Below are 19,045 nucleotides of genomic sequence, written 5' to 3' on the forward strand. Positions count from 1 at the left end.
GGGTTCGGCACTGTCAGTGCCCCTGCGTAGGGTGCTGGACAGCCGCCCACTGTGCGGTAACAGGGGACCATCGAGAGGGGAATCAGCCGTGACCGTCAACTTGACCAAGGGTCAGGCCATCAGTCTGGAGAAGAAGGACGGGGCCACCCTGACCGCGGTCCGTATGGGTCTCGGCTGGCAGGCGGCGAAGCGGCGCGGCCTGTTCGGCTCGCGCACCCGCGAGATCGACCTGGACGCCTCCGCGGTTCTCTTCGCCGAGAAGGAGCCGGTCGACGTCGTCTTCTTCCGCCACCTGGTGAGCGACGACGGCTCCGTGCGCCACACCGGCGACAACCTCGTCGGCGGCGTCGGCCAGGGCGGTGACGACGAGGCCATCCTCGTGGACCTGCAGCGCGTCCCGGTCCACGTCGACCAGATCGTCTTCACCGTGAACTCCTTCACGGGCCAGACCTTCCAGGAGGTCGAGAACGCGTTCTGCCGCCTCGTGGACGAGACCAACGGCCAGGAGCTGGCCCGCTACACGCTGGCGGGCGGCGGCGAGTACACCGCCCAGATCATGGCCAAGGTGCACCGTGTGGGCTCGGGCTGGACGATGACCGCCCTGGGCGAGCCGGCCAGGGGCCGCACCTTCCAGGACCTGATGCCGGCGATCCGGTCGTACCTGTAGGACCTGCCGCTGCGGCGCGCACGACAACACGACACAGGGGGGCGTCGGCGATGACGGCCGAGCTGGTGCGGGGACAGAACCACCCGCTGTCGCAGGTCCGGCTGGAGATCCGGATATCTGCCGGGGTGCCGGTCCTGGCGGGAGCCACGCTCGGGGACGAGCACGGCACAGTGCACGGCGCCGAGTGGGTGGCCCACCCCGGCGCCCCCACGCTGCCCGGGATCGAGGTCTCCGGGCAGGCCGCCGCGGACCACCGGCTCGCCGTCGACCTGGACGCCCTGCCCGAGGCGGTCCATCGCGTCACCGTGCTGCTGGCCCTGCCCACGCAGCCGGGAGGCGCGCTCCGGTTCGGTGCGGTCGCCGCCCCGCGCACGGCGGTCACCGGCCTCGACGGCACCGAGATCGTCCGCTTCACCCTCACCGGCCTGGACGCCGAGTCGGCCGTCGTCGCCCTGGAGCTGTACCGCCGGCAGGACGCATGGAAGGTTCGTGCGGTCGGCCAGGGCTATGCCGGCGGTCTCGCCGCGCTCTTCACCGACCAGGGCCTGCCCCAGCCCGCAGCACTCGCGGCGGGCATCCAGGAGGCGGTGTCCCGAAGCCTCGCCCGCGCGATACCGGTGCCACAACCTCAGGAGACCGCCGGCTCTCCGGCCCCACGGCCGGCACAGCCGTACGACGCGCAGGGCGCGCACGACGCTCGGACATCGGGCGGCCCGATCGACTACACCCACCCCGGCCGCCGTACCCCCACGGTCCCACCGCCCCCGGTCCCGGACGGACAGCCTGTCCAGCCCGTGGCGGGTGACGCGGTGGGCTGGTCGATGGAGGAGCGGCTGTACAACCAGGTCTGGGGCATGTTCGAGGATCTGGCCCGCACCACGGCCGCGTACCGCAGCGCCGTCGACTTCGCCGGCGCCCGTCTGGAGAAGGAACTCGACCAGGTCCTCGCCGATCCGCGCAGCCGGCTCGGCACGGCGGGCCAGGCCACGCGCGAGGCGGCCCATGCCCGGCACTCCCAACTGGTCGACCAGGCTCGGGCCGTCTTCGACCGGGACCTCGCCCAGCTCACCGCCGAGTCAGAGGTCGTCGAGCCCGCGCTGCCGCCGGCGTACGCCTGCTGGGACAACCCCGTCTGGCACGGCTACCGCGTGCCGGACGAGCCGCCGATGGCTGTGCGGCTCGGCGATCTCCATCTGCCCGAGAGCGAGCCGCTGCGCATTCCCATGCTGGTCAGGCTGCCGCTGGAGCGGGGGCTGTGGATCGACAGCGGCCCGGTGGAAGGACCCGATGACACCTTCCTGGACTCCGCCGAGGCACACCGGCTGGCCATGGACGCCGCGGTGGCGCTCGCGGTCCGGCTGCTCGCCGTCCACCCGGTGGGGGAGTTCGCCGTGCAGGTTGTCGACCCGGCCGGTGCCGGGGCCCAGGCACTTCTGCCGTTGACGCGGGCGGGGGCTGTGGCGGTGCCTACCGTGAGCGGCGCGGCGGGCGTGGCGGACATGCTGGGACGGCTCACCCGCCGTGTCGACCTGACGCAGATGGCGGTGCGCGGTGGCGCGGCCGAAGCGCTGCCACCCGACGTCGACACCGCTCAGCAGTTGTTGATCGTCAACGACTTCCCGCACGGCTTCGACGACCGGGCGGTGACCCGGCTGCGCTATCTCGCCGACGAGGGCCCGGCCGTCGGCGTGCATCTGCTGATGGTCGCGGACCGTGCGGACGCCGAGGCCTACGGTCCGTTGCTCGACCCGCTGTGGCGTTCGCTCATGCGACTCACCCCCGTACCCGACGATCACCTCGCGGACCCCTGGGTCGGCCACGCATGGACGTACGAGCCCTCGCTCGTGACGCCCGGCAGCGGGATCCTCCAGCAGGTGCTCACCGAGGTGACGGCAGCTCGCGCCAAGCATCGGTAAAGGACTCCTGAACAGCGAATTTGGTCTTTCTTTTACTAAGTACTTTACCTTTCCTTGGTGATTGGGGTACTGTCTTCCAGGCGGAGGGGAGTACTCCCTGACTGCGACGCACCCGTCAGTACGGATCGATGTGAATCCCGGGGCGTCGGCCCATCGCGGGTGGAAGAGACCTCCGGCAGCGACAACGCTGACAGTGTTTGCCGTTACGTAATGCCGGAGGTGCAGTGGAAGTCTCTGTGACCCTGTGGGTCCTGACCATCGTGGGTCTCGCCGCCCTGATCGCGGTCGATTTCTTCATCGGGCGCAAGCCCCATGACGTGTCGATCAAGGAAGCCGGCATCTGGACCGTCGTCTGGATCGCCCTGGCCGGGCTCTTCGGTCTCGGTCTGCTCGTCTTCGGCGGTGGCCGGCCGGCCGGCGAGTTCTTCGCGGGCTTCATCACCGAGAAGTCGCTGAGCGTCGACAACCTCTTCGTCTTCGTCCTGATCATGGCGAAGTTCGCGGTGCCCTCGCAGTACCAGCAGCGCGTCCTGCTCGTCGGTGTCCTCATAGCCCTGGTCCTGCGGGCCGTCTTCATCGCCGCCGGAGCCGCGATCATCGCCAGCTTCTCGTGGGTCTTCTACCTCTTCGGCGCCTTCCTGATCTGGACCGCCTGGAAGCTCATCCAGGAGGCCCGTGCCGACGAGGAGGGCGAGGAGTACGAGGAGAACAAGCTGTTGAAGGCCGCGGAGCGCCGGTTCGGCGTGGCCGACCGGTACCACGGCACCAAGCTCTGGATCCGGGAGAACGGCAAGCGGGTCATGACCCCGATGCTGGTCGTGATGCTCGCCATCGGCACCACCGACGTGCTGTTCGCGCTGGACTCCATCCCCGCGATCTTCGGCCTGACGCAGGACCCCTACATCGTCTTCACCGCCAACGCCTTCGCCCTGATGGGTCTGCGCCAGCTGTACTTCCTCATCGGCGGCCTGCTCAAGAAGCTGGTCCACCTGTCGTACGGCCTGTCGGTCATCCTCGGCTTCATCGGCGTCAAGCTGGTGCTGCACGCACTGCACGAGTCGGGGGTCCATGTCCCCGAGATCAGCATCCCGGTCTCGCTCGGCGTGATCTGTGCGGTCCTCGTCGTCACCACCATCACCAGCCTCATGGCCACCAGGAAGCAGACGGGCGCCGAGGCGGTGCACGGCGAGAGCGCGGGTGCCGCGAAGGACAGCGTCGACGCCTGACGGCAGAGGCCGAGGCTGGACGGCACGGGAGGCGAGAACCGTCGATCGACCTGCGGGGTACCGGCCGTATCGGCGCTGGTGCCCCGCACGGAGAGGATGAGAAGGGATCCGAAAAGAGCGGAATGCGAATCCTGTGCGTGTCTGCCACGATCGCTTCATGATCACTCGGCTCGGGTCGCTCACCACCCAGTGGACGCTCCTCGTGCCGGTGCTCGCGGTCGTTCTGCTGATCTTCACCTGGGGTCGTGATCTGCCCGGCGCGGTCGTCGCGCTGGTGACCCTGGTCCTCGCGGGGTCCGTCCTCGCGGCGGTGCACCATGCGGAGGTGGTCGCCCACCGAGTCGGTGAACCCTTCGGTTCCCTCGTGCTCGCCATCGCCGTCACCGTCATCGAGGTGGCCCTGATCGTCACCCTCATGGCCGACGGCGGCGACAAGAGTTCCACCCTGGCCCGCGACACCGTCTTCGCCGCCGTGATGATCACTTGCAACGGCATCGTCGGACTCTGTCTCCTCGTCGCCTCCCTGCGCCACGGGACCGCGGTCTTCAACCCCGAAGGCACCGGTGCCGCCCTGGCGACCGTCGCGACGCTGGCCACGCTCAGCCTGGTGCTGCCGACCTTCACCACCAGCAAGCCGGGACCCGAGTTCTCCACCGTGCAGCTGACGTTCGCCGCGCTGTCCTCACTGATCCTCTATGGCCTGTTCGTGGCGACCCAGACCGTGCGGCACCGCGACTACTTCCTGCCGATCACCCAACAGGGCGTGGTCATCACCGGCGACGACCACGCCACGCCCCCCTCCGCGCGCGCCGCCTGGACCAGCCTCGGCCTGCTCGGCCTCGCCCTGATCGGCGTGGTGGGCCTGGCCAAGGGTGTGTCGCCCACCATCGAGTCCGGTGTGGAGGCGGCCGGCCTCAACCAAGCGGTCGTCGGCGTGATCATCGCCCTGCTCGTCCTGCTGCCCGAGACCATCGCCGCGCTGTGCTCCGCCCGGCGCGACCGGGTGCAGACCAGCCTCAACCTCGCGCTCGGCTCGGCCATGGCCAGCATCGGCCTGACCATCCCCGCCGTCGCCATCGCCTCCATCTGGCTGTCCGGACCGCTCGTCCTCGGCCTCGGATCGACGGACATGCTGCTGCTCGCACTGACCGTGATCGTCAGTTCCCTGACGGTGGTGCCGGGCCGGGCCACACCCCTGCAGGGTGGCGTGCACCTGGTGGTGTTCGCGGCCTATCTGGAGCTGGCGATCAATCCGTAGCGCGGCCGTCCCGGTCAGCTCGTGACCGGCTCCACCGCCGGCACGGGCACGGGCCGCGTTTCCGGCAGCAGCGCGAAACAGGCCAGACTCACCAAGGCGATGCCCGTCAGATACACGCCCACACCCCACGGAACGCGCCCGCCGTGCTCCGCCAGGGCCGTGGCGACGATCGGGGTGAGCGCACCGCCCAGGACCCCGCCGAGGTTGTAACCGACCGCGGCCCCCGTGCAGCGCACCCGCGCCTCGTACAGCTCCGGCAGATACGCGGCGATCACCGAGAACATGATGACGAAGGCGATCAGCGCGCCCAGGATGCCGAGGAACATCAGCAGCGGCTCGCCCGTCGCCAGCAGGGCGACCATCGGCAGCATCCACAGGGCGCATGCCGCGCACCCCACCAGGCACATCGGCCGGCGCCCGTAGCGGTCGCCCAGGAGTGCCATGAGGGGCGTGAGCGCGCCCTTCACCACCACGGCGGCCATGACACACGTCAGCATGACGGTGCGGCTCACCCCGAGCCGTTCGGTCGCGTACGCCAGCGACCACGTCGTCACCGCGTAGAACACGGCGTACCCGACGGCCAGCGCTCCGGCCGTCAGCAGCACCAGCCGCCCGTGGTGCCGTACGACCTCGACGAGCGGCACGCGCGCGTGGTCGTCGATCTCCAGGAATCCGGGAGTCTCGGTGAGTGACGAACGCAGCCACAGCCCGGCCAGGGCCAGCACGCCGGCAGCCCAGAACGGAACCCGCCAGCCCCACTGCGCGAACTGCGCGTCGGACAGCGCCGCCGACAGCGCGAGCATCACCCCGTTGGCGAGTACGAAGCCGAACGCGGGCCCCACCTGAGGGAAGCTCGACCACAGGGCGCGCCGTTCGGCGGGCGCGTGCTCGGCGGTCAGCAGCACCGCCCCGCCCCACTCACCGCCGAGCCCGAGCCCTTGGAGGAAGCGCAGGACGAGCAGCAGCACGGGGGCGGCCACGCCGAGGGATCCGTACGTCGGCACGCACCCGACCGCGACCGTCGAAGCGCCGGTCAGCAGCAGGGAGATGACGAGCACCGGCCGCCGTCCGCGCCGGTCGCCGAGGTGTCCGAACAGCACCGAGCCCAGCGGCCGGGCCAGGAATCCCACCCCGAACGTCGCGAACGCCGCCAGCGTGCCCGCCACCGGCGAGAACGTCGGAAAGAACAGGGGGCCGAGGACCAGGGCCGCCGCGGTCCCGTAGACGAAGAAGTCGTAGAACTCGATCGCGGTCCCGGCGAGCGAGGCGGCCGCGAGCCGCGGCATGGAAGGGGCCCTTACGGCCCGTACATCGTGCACACTGCGTCAACTACCCACCGTGATCAAGGGTTACGGGGGCGCACGGAGGTGATCAACAAGCCGCGGCGCGCGCCGAGGCGGCCGGAGCAGGCACCCCTCGCCCGCGCCGCGCGCCGTGATAGACCGGGTTCGAGCAAGCGGTCGCAGAAACCGCCCCGAACGGACCGGAGGAACCGTGCCCCGCACCCTGGCCAACGCCCCGATCATGATTCTCAACGGGCCCAACCTGAACCTCCTCGGCCAGCGCCAGCCCGAGATCTACGGCAAGGACACGCTCGCCGACGTCGAGGCGATGTGCGCCAAGGCGGCGGCGGCACACGGCGGCACGGTGGACTTCCGGCAGTCCAACCACGAGGGCGAGCTGGTCGACTGGATCCACGAGGCGCGGCTCACCCACTGCGGGATCGTCATCAACCCCGGCGCCTACTCCCACACCTCGGTCGCGATCCTGGACGCGCTCAACACCTGCGACGGCATGCCCGTACTGGAGGTGCACATCTCCAACATCCACCAGCGCGAGTCGTTCCGGCACCACTCGTACGTCTCGCTGCGCGCCGACGGCGTGATCGCGGGCTGCGGCGTGCAGGGCTACGTGTTCGGCGTGGAGCGGGTCGCCGCCCTGGTGGGGGCGGCGCAGGCCGACGCGTAGCCCACGCCGGCCCTACAGGCGGCCGGACTCCACGATCCGCCGCAGGAAGCGCCGCGTGCGCTCCTGCTGCGGATCGCCGAAGACCTGCGCGGCGGTGCCGCGCTCCAGCACGACCCCTCCGTCCAGAAAACAAACCTGGTCGGCGACGTCCCTGGCGAAGCCCATCTCGTGCGTCGCCAGCACCATGGTCATGCCCTCGCCCTTCAGACCACGGACCACTTCCAGGACCTCGCCGACGAGTTCGGGGTCCAGCGCGGCGGTGATCTCGTCGAGCAGCAGCAGCCGGGGCCGCGCGGCGAGGGCCCGCACGATCGCCACACGCTGCTGCTGGCCACCGCTCAGCCGGTCCGGGTAGGCAGTTGCCTTGTCGTCCAGTCCTAGACGCTCCAGCAGCTCCCTGGCCCGCTCCTCGGCCTCCGCGCGAGAGACGCCGTGCACCCGGCGCGGGGCGAGCGTGATGTTGTCCAGCACGGTCATGTGCGGGAAGAGGTTGTACGCCTGGAAGACCACGCCGATACGGCGGCGTACCGCGTCCTGGTCGACGCGCGGGTCGGTGATCTCCTCGCCGTCCAGCCAGATCGCTCCGTCGTCGATCTCCTCCAGGAGGTTGGCGCAGCGCAGCAGCGTGGACTTGCCCGAGCCGGAGGCGCCGATCAGCGCGGTCACCGTGTGCGGGGCGACCTCCAGGTCGACGTCCCGAAGTACGACCGAACCCCCGAAGGTCTTGCGGACGGACTCCATCCGCAGCACCGGGGAGCCGCCCTGGGGTGCCGTACTCATATCGATCCTCCCTGGGCCCGCTGCCGGTCCATCCGGGCCGTCACCCAGTCCGTGAAACGCGTCATCGGGATGGTCAGCGCGACGAAGACCAGGCCCGCGACGATGTACGGCGTGTAGTTGAGGCTCCGGCCCACGATGATGTCGGCGGCCCGTACGGCGTCCACCGCGCCGCCGATCGACACCAGGCCGGTGTCCTTCTGCAGCGACACCAGGTCGTTGAGCAGCGGCGGCACCTGACGGCGCACCGCCTGCGGCAGCACGACGTAGCGCAGGGCCTGCCGGTTGGTGAGGCCGAGCGAGCGGGCCGCGGCGCGCTGCGAGGGGTGGATGGACTCGATGCCGGCCCGGAACACCTCGGCCACGTACGCCGAGTACGTCAGTGTCAGCGCCGTACCGCCGAGCAGCACCGGATCCACCGTCACGCCCTGCAGCCGCAGCGCGGGCACGCCCAGCACCACGATCATCAAGTTGATGATGAGCGGAAGGCCGCGGAAGAAGTCCGTGTACGCCGCCGCCAGTACCCGCAGCGGGAAGAACACCGGGCCGCGCAGGGTGCGGGCCACGGCGATGAGCATGCCGAGGACCAGCACGGCGGCACCGCAGACGATCAGGAGGCGGACGTTCAGCCACAGTCCTTCGAGGACCTTGGGGAGCGCCTCGCGCGCGTACTGCGCGCTGAAGAACGTCTCCTTGGTGCGCGGCCAGCCCGGAGCGTTGACGACGACCAGGTAGAGCACGGCGGCCGTGACCAGGGTGGAGAGCGCCGCGACGGCCGTGGCGCGGCGGGCCCGCGCCCGCTTGTGGCGCTCGCGCTCCAGCCGCCGCTCGGAGGGCACATAGCCGTCACTGGCGCCGGGCACCGCGTTCCCGGCGCCGCCGGCCATGTCACCTTTGTCGTCCGCCCCCTCCGCCGCGGACTCGCCCTTGGTGACCGTCACTTGAGCACCGGAGCGTCGACGGCGTCGGAGAGCCACTGCTTCTCGATCCGCGCCAGCGTGCCGTCCTTGCGCAGGGCGTCGACGGCGCCGGTCACGCACGCGGTCAGCGCGCTGCCCTTGTCGAGCACGAGCCCGAACTGCTCCGGCGTGCCGCCCTGGTTCTCGAACTGGCCGACGATCTTCGCGCTCGTCACCTCGGCCGCGGTGATGTAGAACGCGGTCGGCAGGTCCGTGACGATGGCGTCGACCTGACCGTTCTTCAGCGCGGACTTGGCCTGGTCGTTCTTCGCGTACACGGCGGGCTCCTGCTTCGGCTTCACCACGTCGGTGATGTAGTCGAGGCTCGTGGTGCCCACCTGGGCGCCCAGCTTGAGGTTCTTCAGGTCCGCGATGCTCGTCGCCTCGGCGGCCTTGCTGCCCTTGAGCGCGATGACGGCCTGACGCACGTCGTAGTAACCGGAGGAGAAGTCCACGGCCTTCTTGCGCTCCGTGCTGATCGACACCTGGTTGATGTCGAAGTCGAAGGTCTTCACACCGGGCGCGAACGCCTTGTTGAAGGGCACGCTCTGCCAGACCACGGCGCTCTTGTCGTAGCCCAGCTGCTGCGCCACGGCGTAGGCCACCGCGGACTCGAAGCCCTTGCCGTTCGCGGGCTTGTCGTCCTTGAACCACGGTTCGTACGCGGGCTCGTCCGTCGCGATCGTCAGCTTCCCGGACGTCTGGGTGGCCAACTTGCCCTTGGCGCAGCTCTTCTCGGCGGACCCGGACGGGGCGGCCGACGTCTTGTCCTCGGGCTGCGGAGCACAGCCGACAGCGGTGGCGAGCAGGGCTATGGTGGCGGCGGCTACCGCGCGGCGCAGTGCGCGAGGGGCAAGGTACATGGCGGGAGATTGGCAGCGAACCCCATGTTTGTCCAGGTCACGGCATTCAGTGTCCGCATACTGGGAACGGGCGTTGCGGTCGTGTGAACGCTGCCACCCGAGGTGGCCCTGGCCTGGGCCGCCGGCCGAGGGCGGGGTTGGAAGACCGGCGGCCCATACCGCGCAGGAGCCGTCATCCTGTGCGGGGCTGCCACCAGTTGACTGCGTGACACGGCGCGAGGGGAGCGCGCATGCGCCCCCGGCGCGTGCGAACGGTTCACACGGGGCGCGCGCCCGGCGCGCGATCGCCGACTTCTCGAGCTACGTCCGCTTCACCAAGGGGCGCGGGGCCGTATCCAAGGGGCGCGGGGCCGTATCCGCATGCGGCTCCGCCGCGCGGGCGCGAAAGGCCCCCACGCACCCGCAGCCGCGCACGAACCAGGCGCCCCGAGCTGTCACGCGCCCGGCAAATCACCACCCGCGCGCGTGCCACTCCGGCAGATGCGGCCGCTCCGCCCCCAGCGTGGTGTCGTTGCCGTGCCCCGGGTACACCCAGGTCTCGTCCGGCAGTACATCGAAGATCTTCGTCTCCACGTCGCGGATCAGACTCGCGAACGCCTCCGGGTCCTTGCGCGTGTTGCCGACGCCGCCCGGGAAGAGGCAGTCCCCGGTGAAGACGTGCGGGTGGCCGTGCGGGTCGTCGTAGACCAGCGCGATGGAGCCCGGAGTGTGCCCCACGAGGTGGCGCGCGGTGAGCTCCACGCGCCCCACCCTGATGACGTCACCGTCGTCGACCAGGACGTCGGTGGCCACCGGGATGCCCGGGGCGTCCTCCCGGCCGGCGTACGTACGGGCACCCGTGGCGGCGGCGACCTCGGCGAGCGCCTGCCAGTGGTCGCCGTGCTGATGCGTGGTGACGACGGACGCGATGCCGTCGTCGCCGATCATGGCGAGCAGGGTCTGTGCCTCGTTGGCGGCGTCGATCAGGAGTTGCTCGTCGGTGGCCCGGCAGCGCAGCAGATAGGCGTTGTTGTCCATCGGGCCGACCGCGATCTTCGTGATCATCAGGTCCTTGAGCTCGTGCACGTCCGCCGGGCCGCCGACCTTGACCTCTCCGCTGTACGTCATGGTGATCAGCCTATAGCGGGGGAGTGCCCGGCGGGCCGTGGTGGCGCTACAGCGGAGGCAGCTTCGGGAGCGCGCCGCCCGTCGCCTCCAGCGCGGCGCCCTCGCGGCGTCCGGCGAGCCAGCCCAACAGGTCCGCCGGAGACCCGGTGACCGTGACCTCGGGCTCGGCGGCCTCGCGTCCCGTGCTCCACGCGCGCGTGCCGTCCGTGACGTGGGTCGCCGGGACGTCGGGGTGCCCGGAGAACCGCTGTGCCAGGAACTCGATCTCCCGCTCGGTGAACTCCGCCGGCAGGTCCTCCAGCTCGTACCCGGTCCCGAGGTCCACATGGTGCAGGTCGACCTCGACCCAGCGCCGGAACGGCACCCGGGACGCGGAGTCGGTGACCCCGTTGCGCAGCTCCACCGTGCGCGTCCAGTCCGCCGGCGCGGCCCCCGTCTCCTGGAAGCGGGCCCCGCTCTCGCGCACGTCGGCGAGCTGGACGTCCAGGGGGCGCGGGGCGTCCCGCTCGATGTCGGCGTCCCGGGCCCCGGCACTCGCGTACATGGGACGGCCCTCGAGGACGTTCACGAGCGCGTCCGCGTTGCGGGCGAGGTGAGCGAGGACGTGTCCACGGGTCCAGCCGGGCAGGCGTGACGGCTCGGCGAGAGATGCGTTGTCCAGCTTGGCGACAGCGGTGAGGAGCCGCTCGGTCGCTTCGCGTACACAGGCCAGGTCATGAGCGTGATCAATCATGGGCCTGACCTTAGTCCCGCCACACCTTTGGGTGAAGGTGGTGAACCTCCGCCGGAAATCGAAAGCACGTGCTATATCGTCGAGGGTGGCGTCGGGCATGCTGGATGACCGGGGGTTGTTATGCAACCGGGAAATCCGACCGGCGTTGTCAGTGGCTCCCCCTAGTCTCGAAGAAGCACGGGGGCCCCGCCCCTGTCACTTCTCTCAAGAAAGGTGCGGACCGGCGTGGCCGACCGTCTCATCGTCCGTGGCGCGCGCGAGCACAACCTGAAGAATGTCTCGCTCGACCTGCCGCGTGACTCGCTCATCGTCTTCACGGGCCTGTCGGGGTCGGGCAAGTCCTCGCTGGCCTTCGACACGATCTTCGCCGAGGGCCAGCGCCGCTACGTGGAGTCGCTCTCCTCGTACGCCCGCCAGTTCCTCGGCCAGATGGACAAGCCGGACGTCGACTTCATCGAGGGTCTGTCCCCGGCGGTCTCCATCGACCAGAAGTCGACCTCGCGCAACCCGCGCTCGACGGTCGGCACCATCACCGAGGTCTACGACTACCTGCGTCTGCTCTTCGCGCGCATCGGCAAGCCGCACTGTCCCGAGTGCGGCCGCCCGATCTCGCGCCAGTCGCCGCAGGCCATCGTCGATAGGGTCCTGGAGCTGCCGGAGGGGAGCCGCTTCCAGGTGCTGTCGCCGCTGGTGCGCGAGCGCAAGGGCGAGTTCGTCGACCTCTTCGCCGACCTGCAGACCAAGGGCTACTCACGCGCGCGCGTGGACGGCGAGACCATCCAGCTGTCCGACCCGCCGACCCTGAAGAAGCAGGAGAAGCACACCATCGAGGTGGTCATCGACCGCCTCACGGTGAAGGACTCCGCCAAGCGCCGCCTCACCGACTCCGTGGAGACCGCCCTCGGCCTGTCCGGCGGCATGGTCGTGCTCGACTTCGTGGACCTCCCCGAGGACGACCCCGAGCGTGAGCGCATGTACTCGGAGCACCTGTACTGCCCGTACGACGACCTGTCCTTCGAGGAGCTGGAGCCCCGCTCCTTCTCCTTCAACTCGCCCTTCGGCGCCTGCCCCGAGTGCACCGGCATCGGCACGCGCATGGAGGTCGACCCGGAGCTGATCGTCCCGGACGAGGACAAGTCCCTGGACGAGGGCGCCATCCACCCCTGGTCGCACGGACACACCAAGGACTACTTCGGCCGTCTGATCGGCGCCCTCGCGGACGCGCTCGGCTTCCGTACCGACATCCCCTTCGCCGGCCTGCCGCAGCGGGCCAAGAAGGCCCTGCTCTACGGCCACAAGACCCAGATCGAGGTCCGGTACCGCAACCGGTACGGCCGCGAGCGCGTGTACACCACGCCCTTCGAGGGCGCGGTGCCCTTCGTGAAGCGCCGGCACAGCGAGGCCGAGAGCGACGCCAGCCGCGAGCGCTTCGAGGGCTACATGCGTGAGGTGCCCTGCCCCTCCTGCGAGGGCACGCGCCTGAAGCCGATCGTCCTCGCCGTCACGATCATGGAGAAGTCGATCGCCGAGGTCTCCGGGATGTCGATCAGCGACTGCGCGGACTTCCTGGGCGAGCTGACGCTGAGCGCCCGCGACAAGAAGATCGCCGAGCGCGTCCTGAAGGAGGTCAACGAGCGGCTGCGCTTCCTGGTCGACGTGGGCCTCGACTACCTCTCCCTCAACCGTGCGGCCGGCACCCTCTCCGGCGGCGAGGCGCAGCGCATCCGCCTGGCCACCCAGATCGGCTCCGGCCTCGTGGGCGTCCTGTACGTCCTGGACGAACCGTCCATCGGCCTGCACCAGCGCGACAACCACCGGCTGATCGAGACCCTGGTACGGCTGCGCGACATGGGCAACACGCTCATCGTCGTGGAGCACGACGAGGACACGATCAAGGTCGCCGACTGGATCGTCGACATCGGTCCGGGCGCCGGCGAGCACGGCGGCAAGGTCGTGCACAGCGGCTCCCTGAAGGAACTGCTCGCCAACACCGAGTCGCAGACCGGCCAGTACCTCTCGGGCCGCAAGTCCATCCCGCTGCCGGACATACGGCGCCCGCAGGACCCGACCCGCCGGCTGACCGTGCACGGCGCCCGGGAGAACAACCTGCAGGACATCGACGTGTCCTTCCCGCTCGGCGTGTTCACGGCCGTCACGGGTGTGTCCGGGTCCGGCAAGTCGACGCTGGTCAACGACATCCTCTACACGCACCTGGCCCGCGAGCTGAACGGCGCGCGCAGCGTCCCCGGACGGCACACGCGCGTGGACGGCGACGACCTCGTCGACAAGGTCGTGCACGTCGACCAGTCGCCCATCGGCCGCACCCCGCGGTCCAACCCGGCGACGTACACCGGCGTCTTCGACCACATCCGCAAGCTGTTCGCCGAGACCACCGAGGCGAAGGTCCGGGGTTACCTGCCCGGGCGGTTCTCCTTCAACGTCAAGGGCGGCCGCTGCGAGAACTGCGCGGGCGACGGCACCATCAAGATCGAGATGAACTTCCTCCCGGACGTCTACGTCCCGTGCGAGGTCTGCCACGGCGCCCGGTACAACCGGGAGACCCTGGAGGTCCACTACAAGGGCAAGTCCATCGCCGACGTGCTGAACATGCCCATCGAGGAGGCGACCGAGTTCTTCGAGGCGGTCCCGGCCATCTCCCGGCACCTGAGGACGCTGAAGGACGTGGGCCTCGGGTACGTGCGGCTCGGCCAGTCCGCGACCACCCTGTCCGGCGGTGAGGCCCAGCGTGTGAAGCTCGCCAGCGAGCTGCAGAAGCGCTCCACCGGACGCACGGTCTACGTCCTGGACGAGCCGACCACCGGTCTGCACTTCGAGGACATCAGCAAGCTGCTGAAGGTCCTCGCCGGCCTGGTCGACAAGGGCAACACGGTCATCGTCATCGAGCACAACCTCGACGTGATCAAGACCGCCGACTGGATCGTCGACATGGGTCCGGAAGGCGGCGCCGGCGGTGGCCTCGTGGTCGCCGAGGGCACGCCCGAGGAGATTGCAGGTGTTCCGGCCAGCCACACCGGCAAGTTCCTGCGCGAGATCCTCGGCCCCGACCGCGTCAGCGACGCGGCACCGGTGAAGGCACCGCGTGGCGCGGCGGCCAAGAAGACGGCCGCGGCCAGGTCGACGGCGAAGAAGACGGTGACGGCCAAGGCCAACAACACGGCGACCAAGAAGGCCGCCGGGGCCACGAAGAAGACGACACCGGCGAAGACGACGACGACACGGGCCCGCAAGGCCTGAGGCCGGTTCGGGTCATGCCCTGACACGTCATCAAAAAAGCGGCGCCCCGCGGGAACTCCCCGCGGGGCGCCGTTCGTTCCACCATCAGCCACCCAGGCTCCGCGGTTCGGCCGTCCCACGAACCGCGGCTCCGGCCGAACCTTGACACGAGCACAGAGGAAAGAGACCGCTCACAACTCGCCCAGCTCGGCCGCGTACGGCGGCTCCGCACCCGCGCGTGAGCAGGTGATCGCCGCCGCGCGTGCCGCGAACCGCAGCAGTCGCCGCCAGCCGTCCCGTCCCAATGCGACGAGTCCCTCCGGCGACAGCGCGTCCTGAGCGGACAGGCCGTGCAGCAGGGCCGCGCTCACCGTGTCACCGGCGCCGATGGTGTCCACGACCTCGACCTTCTCGCCCGGTACGGAGTACTCCGCGCCATCCCGGGTGTGGACGGTGAGACCGTCGCCGCCCCGGGTGACCACGACGGCCGCCGGTCCCGCGGCCAGCCACTCGCGCGGGGTGCCATCCAGCCACTCCGCGTCCTCAGCGGACAGCTTCAACAGCGTCACCGAGGGCAGCCAGCTCTTGAAACGCGCCCGGTAGGCGTCCGCGTCCGGGATGAGAACCGCCCGGATGTTGGGGTCGAGGGCAGTGAACAGGCCCTGTGCGGCCGCGGTCCGCATCAGCTCCTCGTAGGCGCTCGCCCCAGGTTCCAGGACGAGCGAGCAGGTGCCGAAGGACACCGCGCGCGTGCCGGCGGGGAGACCGGCGGGGGCGCTGAAGAGGCGGTCGGCGGTGCCGTCGACATAGAAGGAGTAGGCGGCCGAGCCGCCGCCGTCGATCGTGGCGACCGCGAGCGTGGTCGGCTCGGGGCCGCGCTGCACGCCGGACACGTCCACCCCGGCCCGGCACAGCCCGTCCAGCAGGGCCTCTCCGAAGGCGTCGCGCGAGGTGCGGGAGCAGAACGCGGTCGGGGAGCCGAGGCGGCCGAGGGCGACGGCGGTGTTGTACGGGCCGCCGCCGAGCGCCGGCTTCAGGTCCGCCAGCGCACCCGGGCCGTGCGGTACCAGGTCGATCAGTGCCTCACCGGCGACGACGATCACGAGTCGGTTCCCTTCTCGGGCAGTGCGGACAGCACGGAATGTGCGGAGAGCGCGGACGTTTCGGTCTTCCTGCCAGTCCCGGCCGGCCTTGCACCTCTTGTGCCTGCCGCCTCGTCCTCCGGGCACCCGCAGGAGGTGCGGTGGACGAGGGCGCAGGGCAGCCGGACGGTCCGGGCGGGCCGGTCGGGGTCGGCCAGCCGGTCCAGGAGCACCCGGACGGCCTGGGCGCCGATCTCCCTGCTGGGCTGGGCGACGGCGGTGAGCCGGGGCGAGAACAGGTCGGCCCAGGCGAAGTCGTCGAAGCAGCACAGGGCGATGTCGTCCGGGACGGTCAGGCCCTCCCGGCGCAGGGCGCGCAGGGCGCCGATGGTCATGGCGTTGTTGGCGGTGACCAGCGCCGTGGGCGGCGTCGGCAGGGAGAGCAGAGCGGCTGTGGCCCGTTCGGCACCCGCCGACTCGGAGTTGCCGGACACCACGAGGTGCTCGTCGTGGGCCAGCCCGGCGGTGGCGAGGCCCTGCTGGTAGCCGGTGATCCGCTCACTGGTGGTGCTGAGCCCGGGCAGGCCCGCGACCAGGCCGATCCGGCGATGGCCGAGCCCGGCGAGATGGGTGACGAGGCGGGCCGTCGGACCCTCGTTCTCGGCGCAGACCTGATCGAAACGCGCCTGCTCGGGGAGCACCCGGTCCAGGAACACCGTCGGGACCTCATGGCGGCCGAGGTAGGCGACGAGGTCGTGCGGGTGGGCGGAGGGTGCGACGATCATGCCGTCCACCCGGCGCTCATGGAGAAGTTGAGCGACCTTCCGCTCGTGCGCGGGGTCGTCGTGCGGGTCGGCGATGAGCAGGCTGTAGCCGGCCTCCAGGGCGGCGGCCTCGACGCCCTGCAGGATCTCCGTGAAGTACGGGTTGCTGATCGCCGACACCGCGAGGCCGATGGAGCGGGTGCGGGAGGTCACCAGGGAGCGGGCGAGAGTGTTGGGCGTGTAGCCGAGGGCGTCGACTGCGTCCAGTACGGCCTGGCGGGTGTGGGGCAGCACCGGACGCGTGCCGTTGAGCACGTGGGAGACGGTCGCCACGGAGACTCCGGCACTCCGGGCGACGTCCGCCATGGTGGCCATCGCGCTTTCCTCTCCCTGAACCGCTGAACCGCTGAACCGCTGAACCGCTGAACCGCGGGGCTGTCGGACGCCGGGAAGGTATCCCATCCACCACCCCCGCGTAAACGCTTACGCAAACGTTTACGCGCCCGGATCCGTGCCCCTCCCCGCTCGCCACCCCCGCCCCGGAGTCGGTCGTTCCGTCCGGGTATCGTCGGCCTGCACACCCCCTGACCAGTGGAGACCTGATGTCCGCCCGATCGGCCCGCCCGTCCACGAGTCGCCGTACCGTCCTTCGAGGAGCGGCCGTGGCTCCGGTCGCAGGGCTCGGACTGGCCGCCTGCTCGGCGCCGGGCGGCACCACGGCCGACGCGACCCCGACCGCGCCGGTCGACCTCGGTGCCGAGAGCGAGGTCGCGAAGGGCGGCGCGAAGCTCTACCGGGAGCACAACGTGGTGGTCAGCAGGGACGGGAGCGGGGCCCTCAAGGCGTACAGCACCATCTGCACGCATGCGGGGTGCCCCATCAACAAGCTCCGGGGGACGACCCTGATCTGCCCCTGCCACGGCAGCCAGTTCGACGCCGTGACGGGCAAGGTGGTCCAGACGCCGGCCACCGAGCCGTTGAACGAGCTGCCGGTGAAGGCGTCGAACGGCAGGATCATCGCCGGTCCGGGCGCCTGACCGGCCCGCACCGCCGAGCGGCGCCGAGGTACTTACACCTGGCCCCCGTCATGCCGGCTCCGGGTGTTCCGGCCGCGCGTCACTCCCAGTCCCAGGCGATGCCGACCAGGCCCGGACGTATCCGGGGTTCGACCACGTGGACGCTGTGGTGCGGTCCGCTGACCGTCAGCTCGTGGCGGCCGCTGCGCGGGGCCGCGGGGGAGTGCTGGGCGAAGCGGTGACACCGGGCCGGCAGCGCGGCCCGGTCGAAGCGGACCTGGAGCGCGTACTGGCCGCCGGGGAAGCCGAACCCGTGGACGTACTCGCGCGAGACCCCCGCCGTGCCGTCCTCGATGCCGTACCGGAAGAGGAAGGTGTCGCCGGCGCGCAGCCGGGTGCCGAAGAGGAGTTCGGTCACCAGTACACCCGTGTCCTGGTCCAGGCGGACGCGCCCGGTCCGGCAGTTCTCCAGGGCATGCACCGCCATGGCGCGGGGGCTGCAGCCGGGGTCGCCGTGGTGGACGGCGAGGAAGCGGTCGACGCCGTCGCGGTGGGCCCGCACGATGTGGTGGGACTCGAGGCCGGCCAGCTCGCGGCGGGCGCCGATCCGGACCCGCTCGTGGTGGCCGAGGGTGTGCAGGCCGCCGTCGAGGGACCAGCCCAGATCGCCCTGGAGCCGGTTCAGGGCGTCGGAGGCCTCGAGCAGAGAGCGGTAGGAGCGGGCCGAGGGGCGGCGGGCGGAGGCGGGCTCGCCGGACTCGGTGAGCAGCCGGATCAGGGACTCGTCCGGCAGCTGGAGGATCTCCTCCAGGGCCCGTACGGCGCGCAGCGACTCGGGGCGCTGCGGGCGGCGGGCGCCCTGCTGCCAGTAACTCAGGCTGGTGACACCGACCTTGACCCCGTGGCGCGACAGATGGTGCTGCACGCGCTGGAGCGGCAGTCCGCGGGCGGCGATCGCGGCGCGCAGCGCCACGTGGAAGGGGCCGCCCCGCAGGGCCGTGTCCAGTTCCGCGGTGGGGACGTCCGCGTGCTCTGTGGCGTGCCGCATGGACAGGGGCCTTTCTGTGAGGTGTCGCGACGGCTGGTCAGACCGCTGGCGCAGGTGTGCGGGGCCACCCCCGTGGGCGTCGGGAGACGCCCCTGTGCGCACACCGCGTCCGTACGCCGGCGTGCCACGGCCCCGAGTTCCCCCGCATTGAAGCGTGTTGACCAGACCCCGACAACACCCCGGACCCGGTCACGGCGTACTCCTGGCCGAGCCACGACCCCCACGCGCGCGGACGGGGGCCGCCACGGGCCGCAGGAGTGCAGCCCGGGTGCCCTGCCGGGCAGGTTCGGAGGGGCCGGCATGGCCGGAAATGCAGCCGTCGGGGGCAGTGCGGCGAGGGACAGTGTCGACCGGCGGTGACCGGAGGGTCCGTGCCGGTGGGCGTTGTCCACAGGCGCGACGCGGTGTCGGTGCTCGCCAGTAGGGT

At 70.7% G+C, this 19,045-nt stretch carries 16 protein-coding genes; 7 read left to right on the top strand and 9 right to left on the bottom strand.

Annotation, left to right across the window (positions count from 1 at the left end; all coding sequences use genetic code 11):
• Positions 1 to 88 precede the first annotated feature (88 nt).
• The 4 genes from ACIF83_RS21915 (at position 89) to ACIF83_RS21930 (ending at position 5,067) form a co-directional block, all read left to right on the top strand.
• Complete coding sequence (locus tag ACIF83_RS21915) at positions 89 to 667, top strand: TerD family protein (protein WP_393466780.1); 579 nt, start codon at positions 89 to 91, stop codon at positions 665 to 667.
• A gap of 50 nt (positions 668 to 717) precedes the next feature.
• Positions 718 to 2,583 (top strand): TerD family protein, encoded by a 1,866-nt coding sequence (locus ACIF83_RS21920; RefSeq protein ID WP_399729125.1) that lies wholly within the window; start codon positions 718 to 720, stop codon positions 2,581 to 2,583.
• A gap of 224 nt (positions 2,584 to 2,807) precedes the next feature.
• Positions 2,808 to 3,809 (top strand): TerC family protein, encoded by a 1,002-nt coding sequence (locus tag ACIF83_RS21925; RefSeq protein ID WP_399729127.1) that lies wholly within the window; start codon positions 2,808 to 2,810, stop codon positions 3,807 to 3,809.
• 157 nt (positions 3,810 to 3,966) lie between these two features.
• Positions 3,967 to 5,067, top strand: coding sequence for a calcium:proton antiporter (locus ACIF83_RS21930; RefSeq protein ID WP_399729130.1), 1,101 nt, complete (start codon positions 3,967 to 3,969; stop codon positions 5,065 to 5,067).
• Between the two features lie 14 nt (positions 5,068 to 5,081).
• Here ACIF83_RS21930 and ACIF83_RS21935 read toward each other — a convergent pair whose 3' ends face one another.
• Complete coding sequence (locus ACIF83_RS21935; protein WP_399729133.1) at positions 5,082 to 6,353, bottom strand: MFS transporter; 1,272 nt, start codon at positions 6,351 to 6,353, stop codon at positions 5,082 to 5,084.
• 208 nt (positions 6,354 to 6,561) lie between these two features.
• Between ACIF83_RS21935 and aroQ the strand changes: the two genes are divergently transcribed.
• Positions 6,562 to 7,035: a type II 3-dehydroquinate dehydratase gene (gene aroQ, locus ACIF83_RS21940; protein WP_381657986.1), complete on the top strand. Its 474-nt coding sequence runs from the start codon at positions 6,562 to 6,564 to the stop codon at positions 7,033 to 7,035.
• Between the two features lie 12 nt (positions 7,036 to 7,047).
• Here the strand turns inward: aroQ and ACIF83_RS21945 are convergent, their stop codons facing one another.
• The 5 genes from ACIF83_RS21945 to ACIF83_RS21965 form a co-directional block, all read right to left on the bottom strand.
• Positions 7,048 to 7,815 carry an amino acid ABC transporter ATP-binding protein gene (locus tag ACIF83_RS21945; protein WP_393466794.1) on the bottom strand — a complete coding sequence of 256 codons (768 nt, stop codon included), beginning with the start codon at positions 7,813 to 7,815 and terminating at the stop codon, positions 7,048 to 7,050.
• On the bottom strand, positions 7,812 to 8,753 hold the full coding sequence (locus ACIF83_RS21950) for an amino acid ABC transporter permease (RefSeq protein ID WP_399729137.1): 942 nt from the start codon (positions 8,751 to 8,753) through the stop codon (positions 7,812 to 7,814). The genes ACIF83_RS21945 and ACIF83_RS21950 overlap by 4 nt, the downstream gene beginning before the upstream one ends.
• Positions 8,750 to 9,634 carry an ABC transporter substrate-binding protein gene (locus tag ACIF83_RS21955; protein ID WP_393466800.1) on the bottom strand — a complete coding sequence of 295 codons (885 nt, stop codon included), beginning with the start codon at positions 9,632 to 9,634 and terminating at the stop codon, positions 8,750 to 8,752. Before ACIF83_RS21955 ends, ACIF83_RS21950 begins: the two co-directional genes overlap by 4 nt.
• A 450-nt stretch (positions 9,635 to 10,084) precedes the next feature.
• On the bottom strand, positions 10,085 to 10,741 hold the full coding sequence (locus tag ACIF83_RS21960) for an MBL fold metallo-hydrolase (RefSeq protein WP_399729140.1): 657 nt from the start codon (positions 10,739 to 10,741) through the stop codon (positions 10,085 to 10,087).
• 46 nt (positions 10,742 to 10,787) lie between these two features.
• The gene (locus ACIF83_RS21965) at positions 10,788 to 11,474 is read right to left on the bottom strand and encodes a maleylpyruvate isomerase family mycothiol-dependent enzyme (RefSeq protein ID WP_398138586.1); all 687 of its coding nucleotides are present in this window, start codon (positions 11,472 to 11,474) and stop codon (positions 10,788 to 10,790) included.
• A 225-nt stretch (positions 11,475 to 11,699) separates the two neighbouring features.
• On the opposite strand from ACIF83_RS21965, the gene uvrA reads away from it, so the two are divergent.
• A complete protein-coding gene (gene uvrA, locus ACIF83_RS21970) occupies positions 11,700 to 14,729 on the top strand; it encodes an excinuclease ABC subunit UvrA (RefSeq protein WP_399729143.1) in 3,030 nt (1,009 codons plus the stop codon).
• Positions 14,730 to 14,899: 170 nt separating this feature from the next.
• On the opposite strand, the gene ACIF83_RS21975 is transcribed toward uvrA, so the two are convergent.
• Together ACIF83_RS21975 and ACIF83_RS21980 are read right to left on the bottom strand one after the other, a co-directional pair.
• Entirely contained in the window at positions 14,900 to 15,811 is a 912-nt protein-coding gene (locus ACIF83_RS21975) for a carbohydrate kinase (protein WP_399729146.1), read from the bottom strand.
• Positions 15,808 to 16,929: a LacI family DNA-binding transcriptional regulator gene (locus ACIF83_RS21980; protein ID WP_393466813.1), complete on the bottom strand. Its 1,122-nt coding sequence runs from the start codon at positions 16,927 to 16,929 to the stop codon at positions 15,808 to 15,810. The genes ACIF83_RS21975 and ACIF83_RS21980 overlap by 4 nt, the downstream gene beginning before the upstream one ends.
• A gap of 227 nt (positions 16,930 to 17,156) precedes the next feature.
• On the opposite strand from ACIF83_RS21980, the gene ACIF83_RS21985 reads away from it, so the two are divergent.
• A complete protein-coding gene (locus tag ACIF83_RS21985) occupies positions 17,157 to 17,591 on the top strand; it encodes a Rieske 2Fe-2S domain-containing protein (RefSeq protein ID WP_393466815.1) in 435 nt (144 codons plus the stop codon).
• Between the two features lie 79 nt (positions 17,592 to 17,670).
• Here the strand turns inward: ACIF83_RS21985 and ACIF83_RS21990 are convergent, their stop codons facing one another.
• Positions 17,671 to 18,618 carry a hypothetical protein gene (locus ACIF83_RS21990; protein ID WP_393466818.1) on the bottom strand — a complete coding sequence of 316 codons (948 nt, stop codon included), beginning with the start codon at positions 18,616 to 18,618 and terminating at the stop codon, positions 17,671 to 17,673.
• Between the last annotated feature and the right edge of the window lie 427 nt (positions 18,619 to 19,045).

It is taken from the genome of Streptomyces sp. NPDC085866 (assembly GCF_044541035.1).
Lineage (GTDB): Bacteria > Actinomycetota > Actinomycetes > Streptomycetales > Streptomycetaceae > Streptomyces.

Coding starts and splice junctions, on each gene's coding strand:
- ACIF83_RS21930 (WP_399729130.1), top strand. CDS start 3,967: ATGATCACTCGGCTCGGGTCGCTCACCACCCAGTGGACGCTCCTCGTG.
- ACIF83_RS21990 (WP_393466818.1), bottom strand. CDS start 18,618: ATGCGGCACGCCACAGAGCACGCGGACGTCCCCACCGCGGAACTGGAC.
- ACIF83_RS21935 (WP_399729133.1), bottom strand. CDS start 6,353: ATGCCGCGGCTCGCGGCCGCCTCGCTCGCCGGGACCGCGATCGAGTTC.
- ACIF83_RS21955 (WP_393466800.1), bottom strand. CDS start 9,634: ATGTACCTTGCCCCTCGCGCACTGCGCCGCGCGGTAGCCGCCGCCACC.
- ACIF83_RS21920 (WP_399729125.1), top strand. CDS start 718: ATGACGGCCGAGCTGGTGCGGGGACAGAACCACCCGCTGTCGCAGGTC.
- ACIF83_RS21960 (WP_399729140.1), bottom strand. CDS start 10,741: ATGACGTACAGCGGAGAGGTCAAGGTCGGCGGCCCGGCGGACGTGCAC.
- ACIF83_RS21945 (WP_393466794.1), bottom strand. CDS start 7,815: ATGAGTACGGCACCCCAGGGCGGCTCCCCGGTGCTGCGGATGGAGTCC.
- ACIF83_RS21985 (WP_393466815.1), top strand. CDS start 17,157: ATGTCCGCCCGATCGGCCCGCCCGTCCACGAGTCGCCGTACCGTCCTT.
- ACIF83_RS21980 (WP_393466813.1), bottom strand. CDS start 16,929: ATGGCCACCATGGCGGACGTCGCCCGGAGTGCCGGAGTCTCCGTGGCG.
- ACIF83_RS21965 (WP_398138586.1), bottom strand. CDS start 11,474: ATGATTGATCACGCTCATGACCTGGCCTGTGTACGCGAAGCGACCGAG.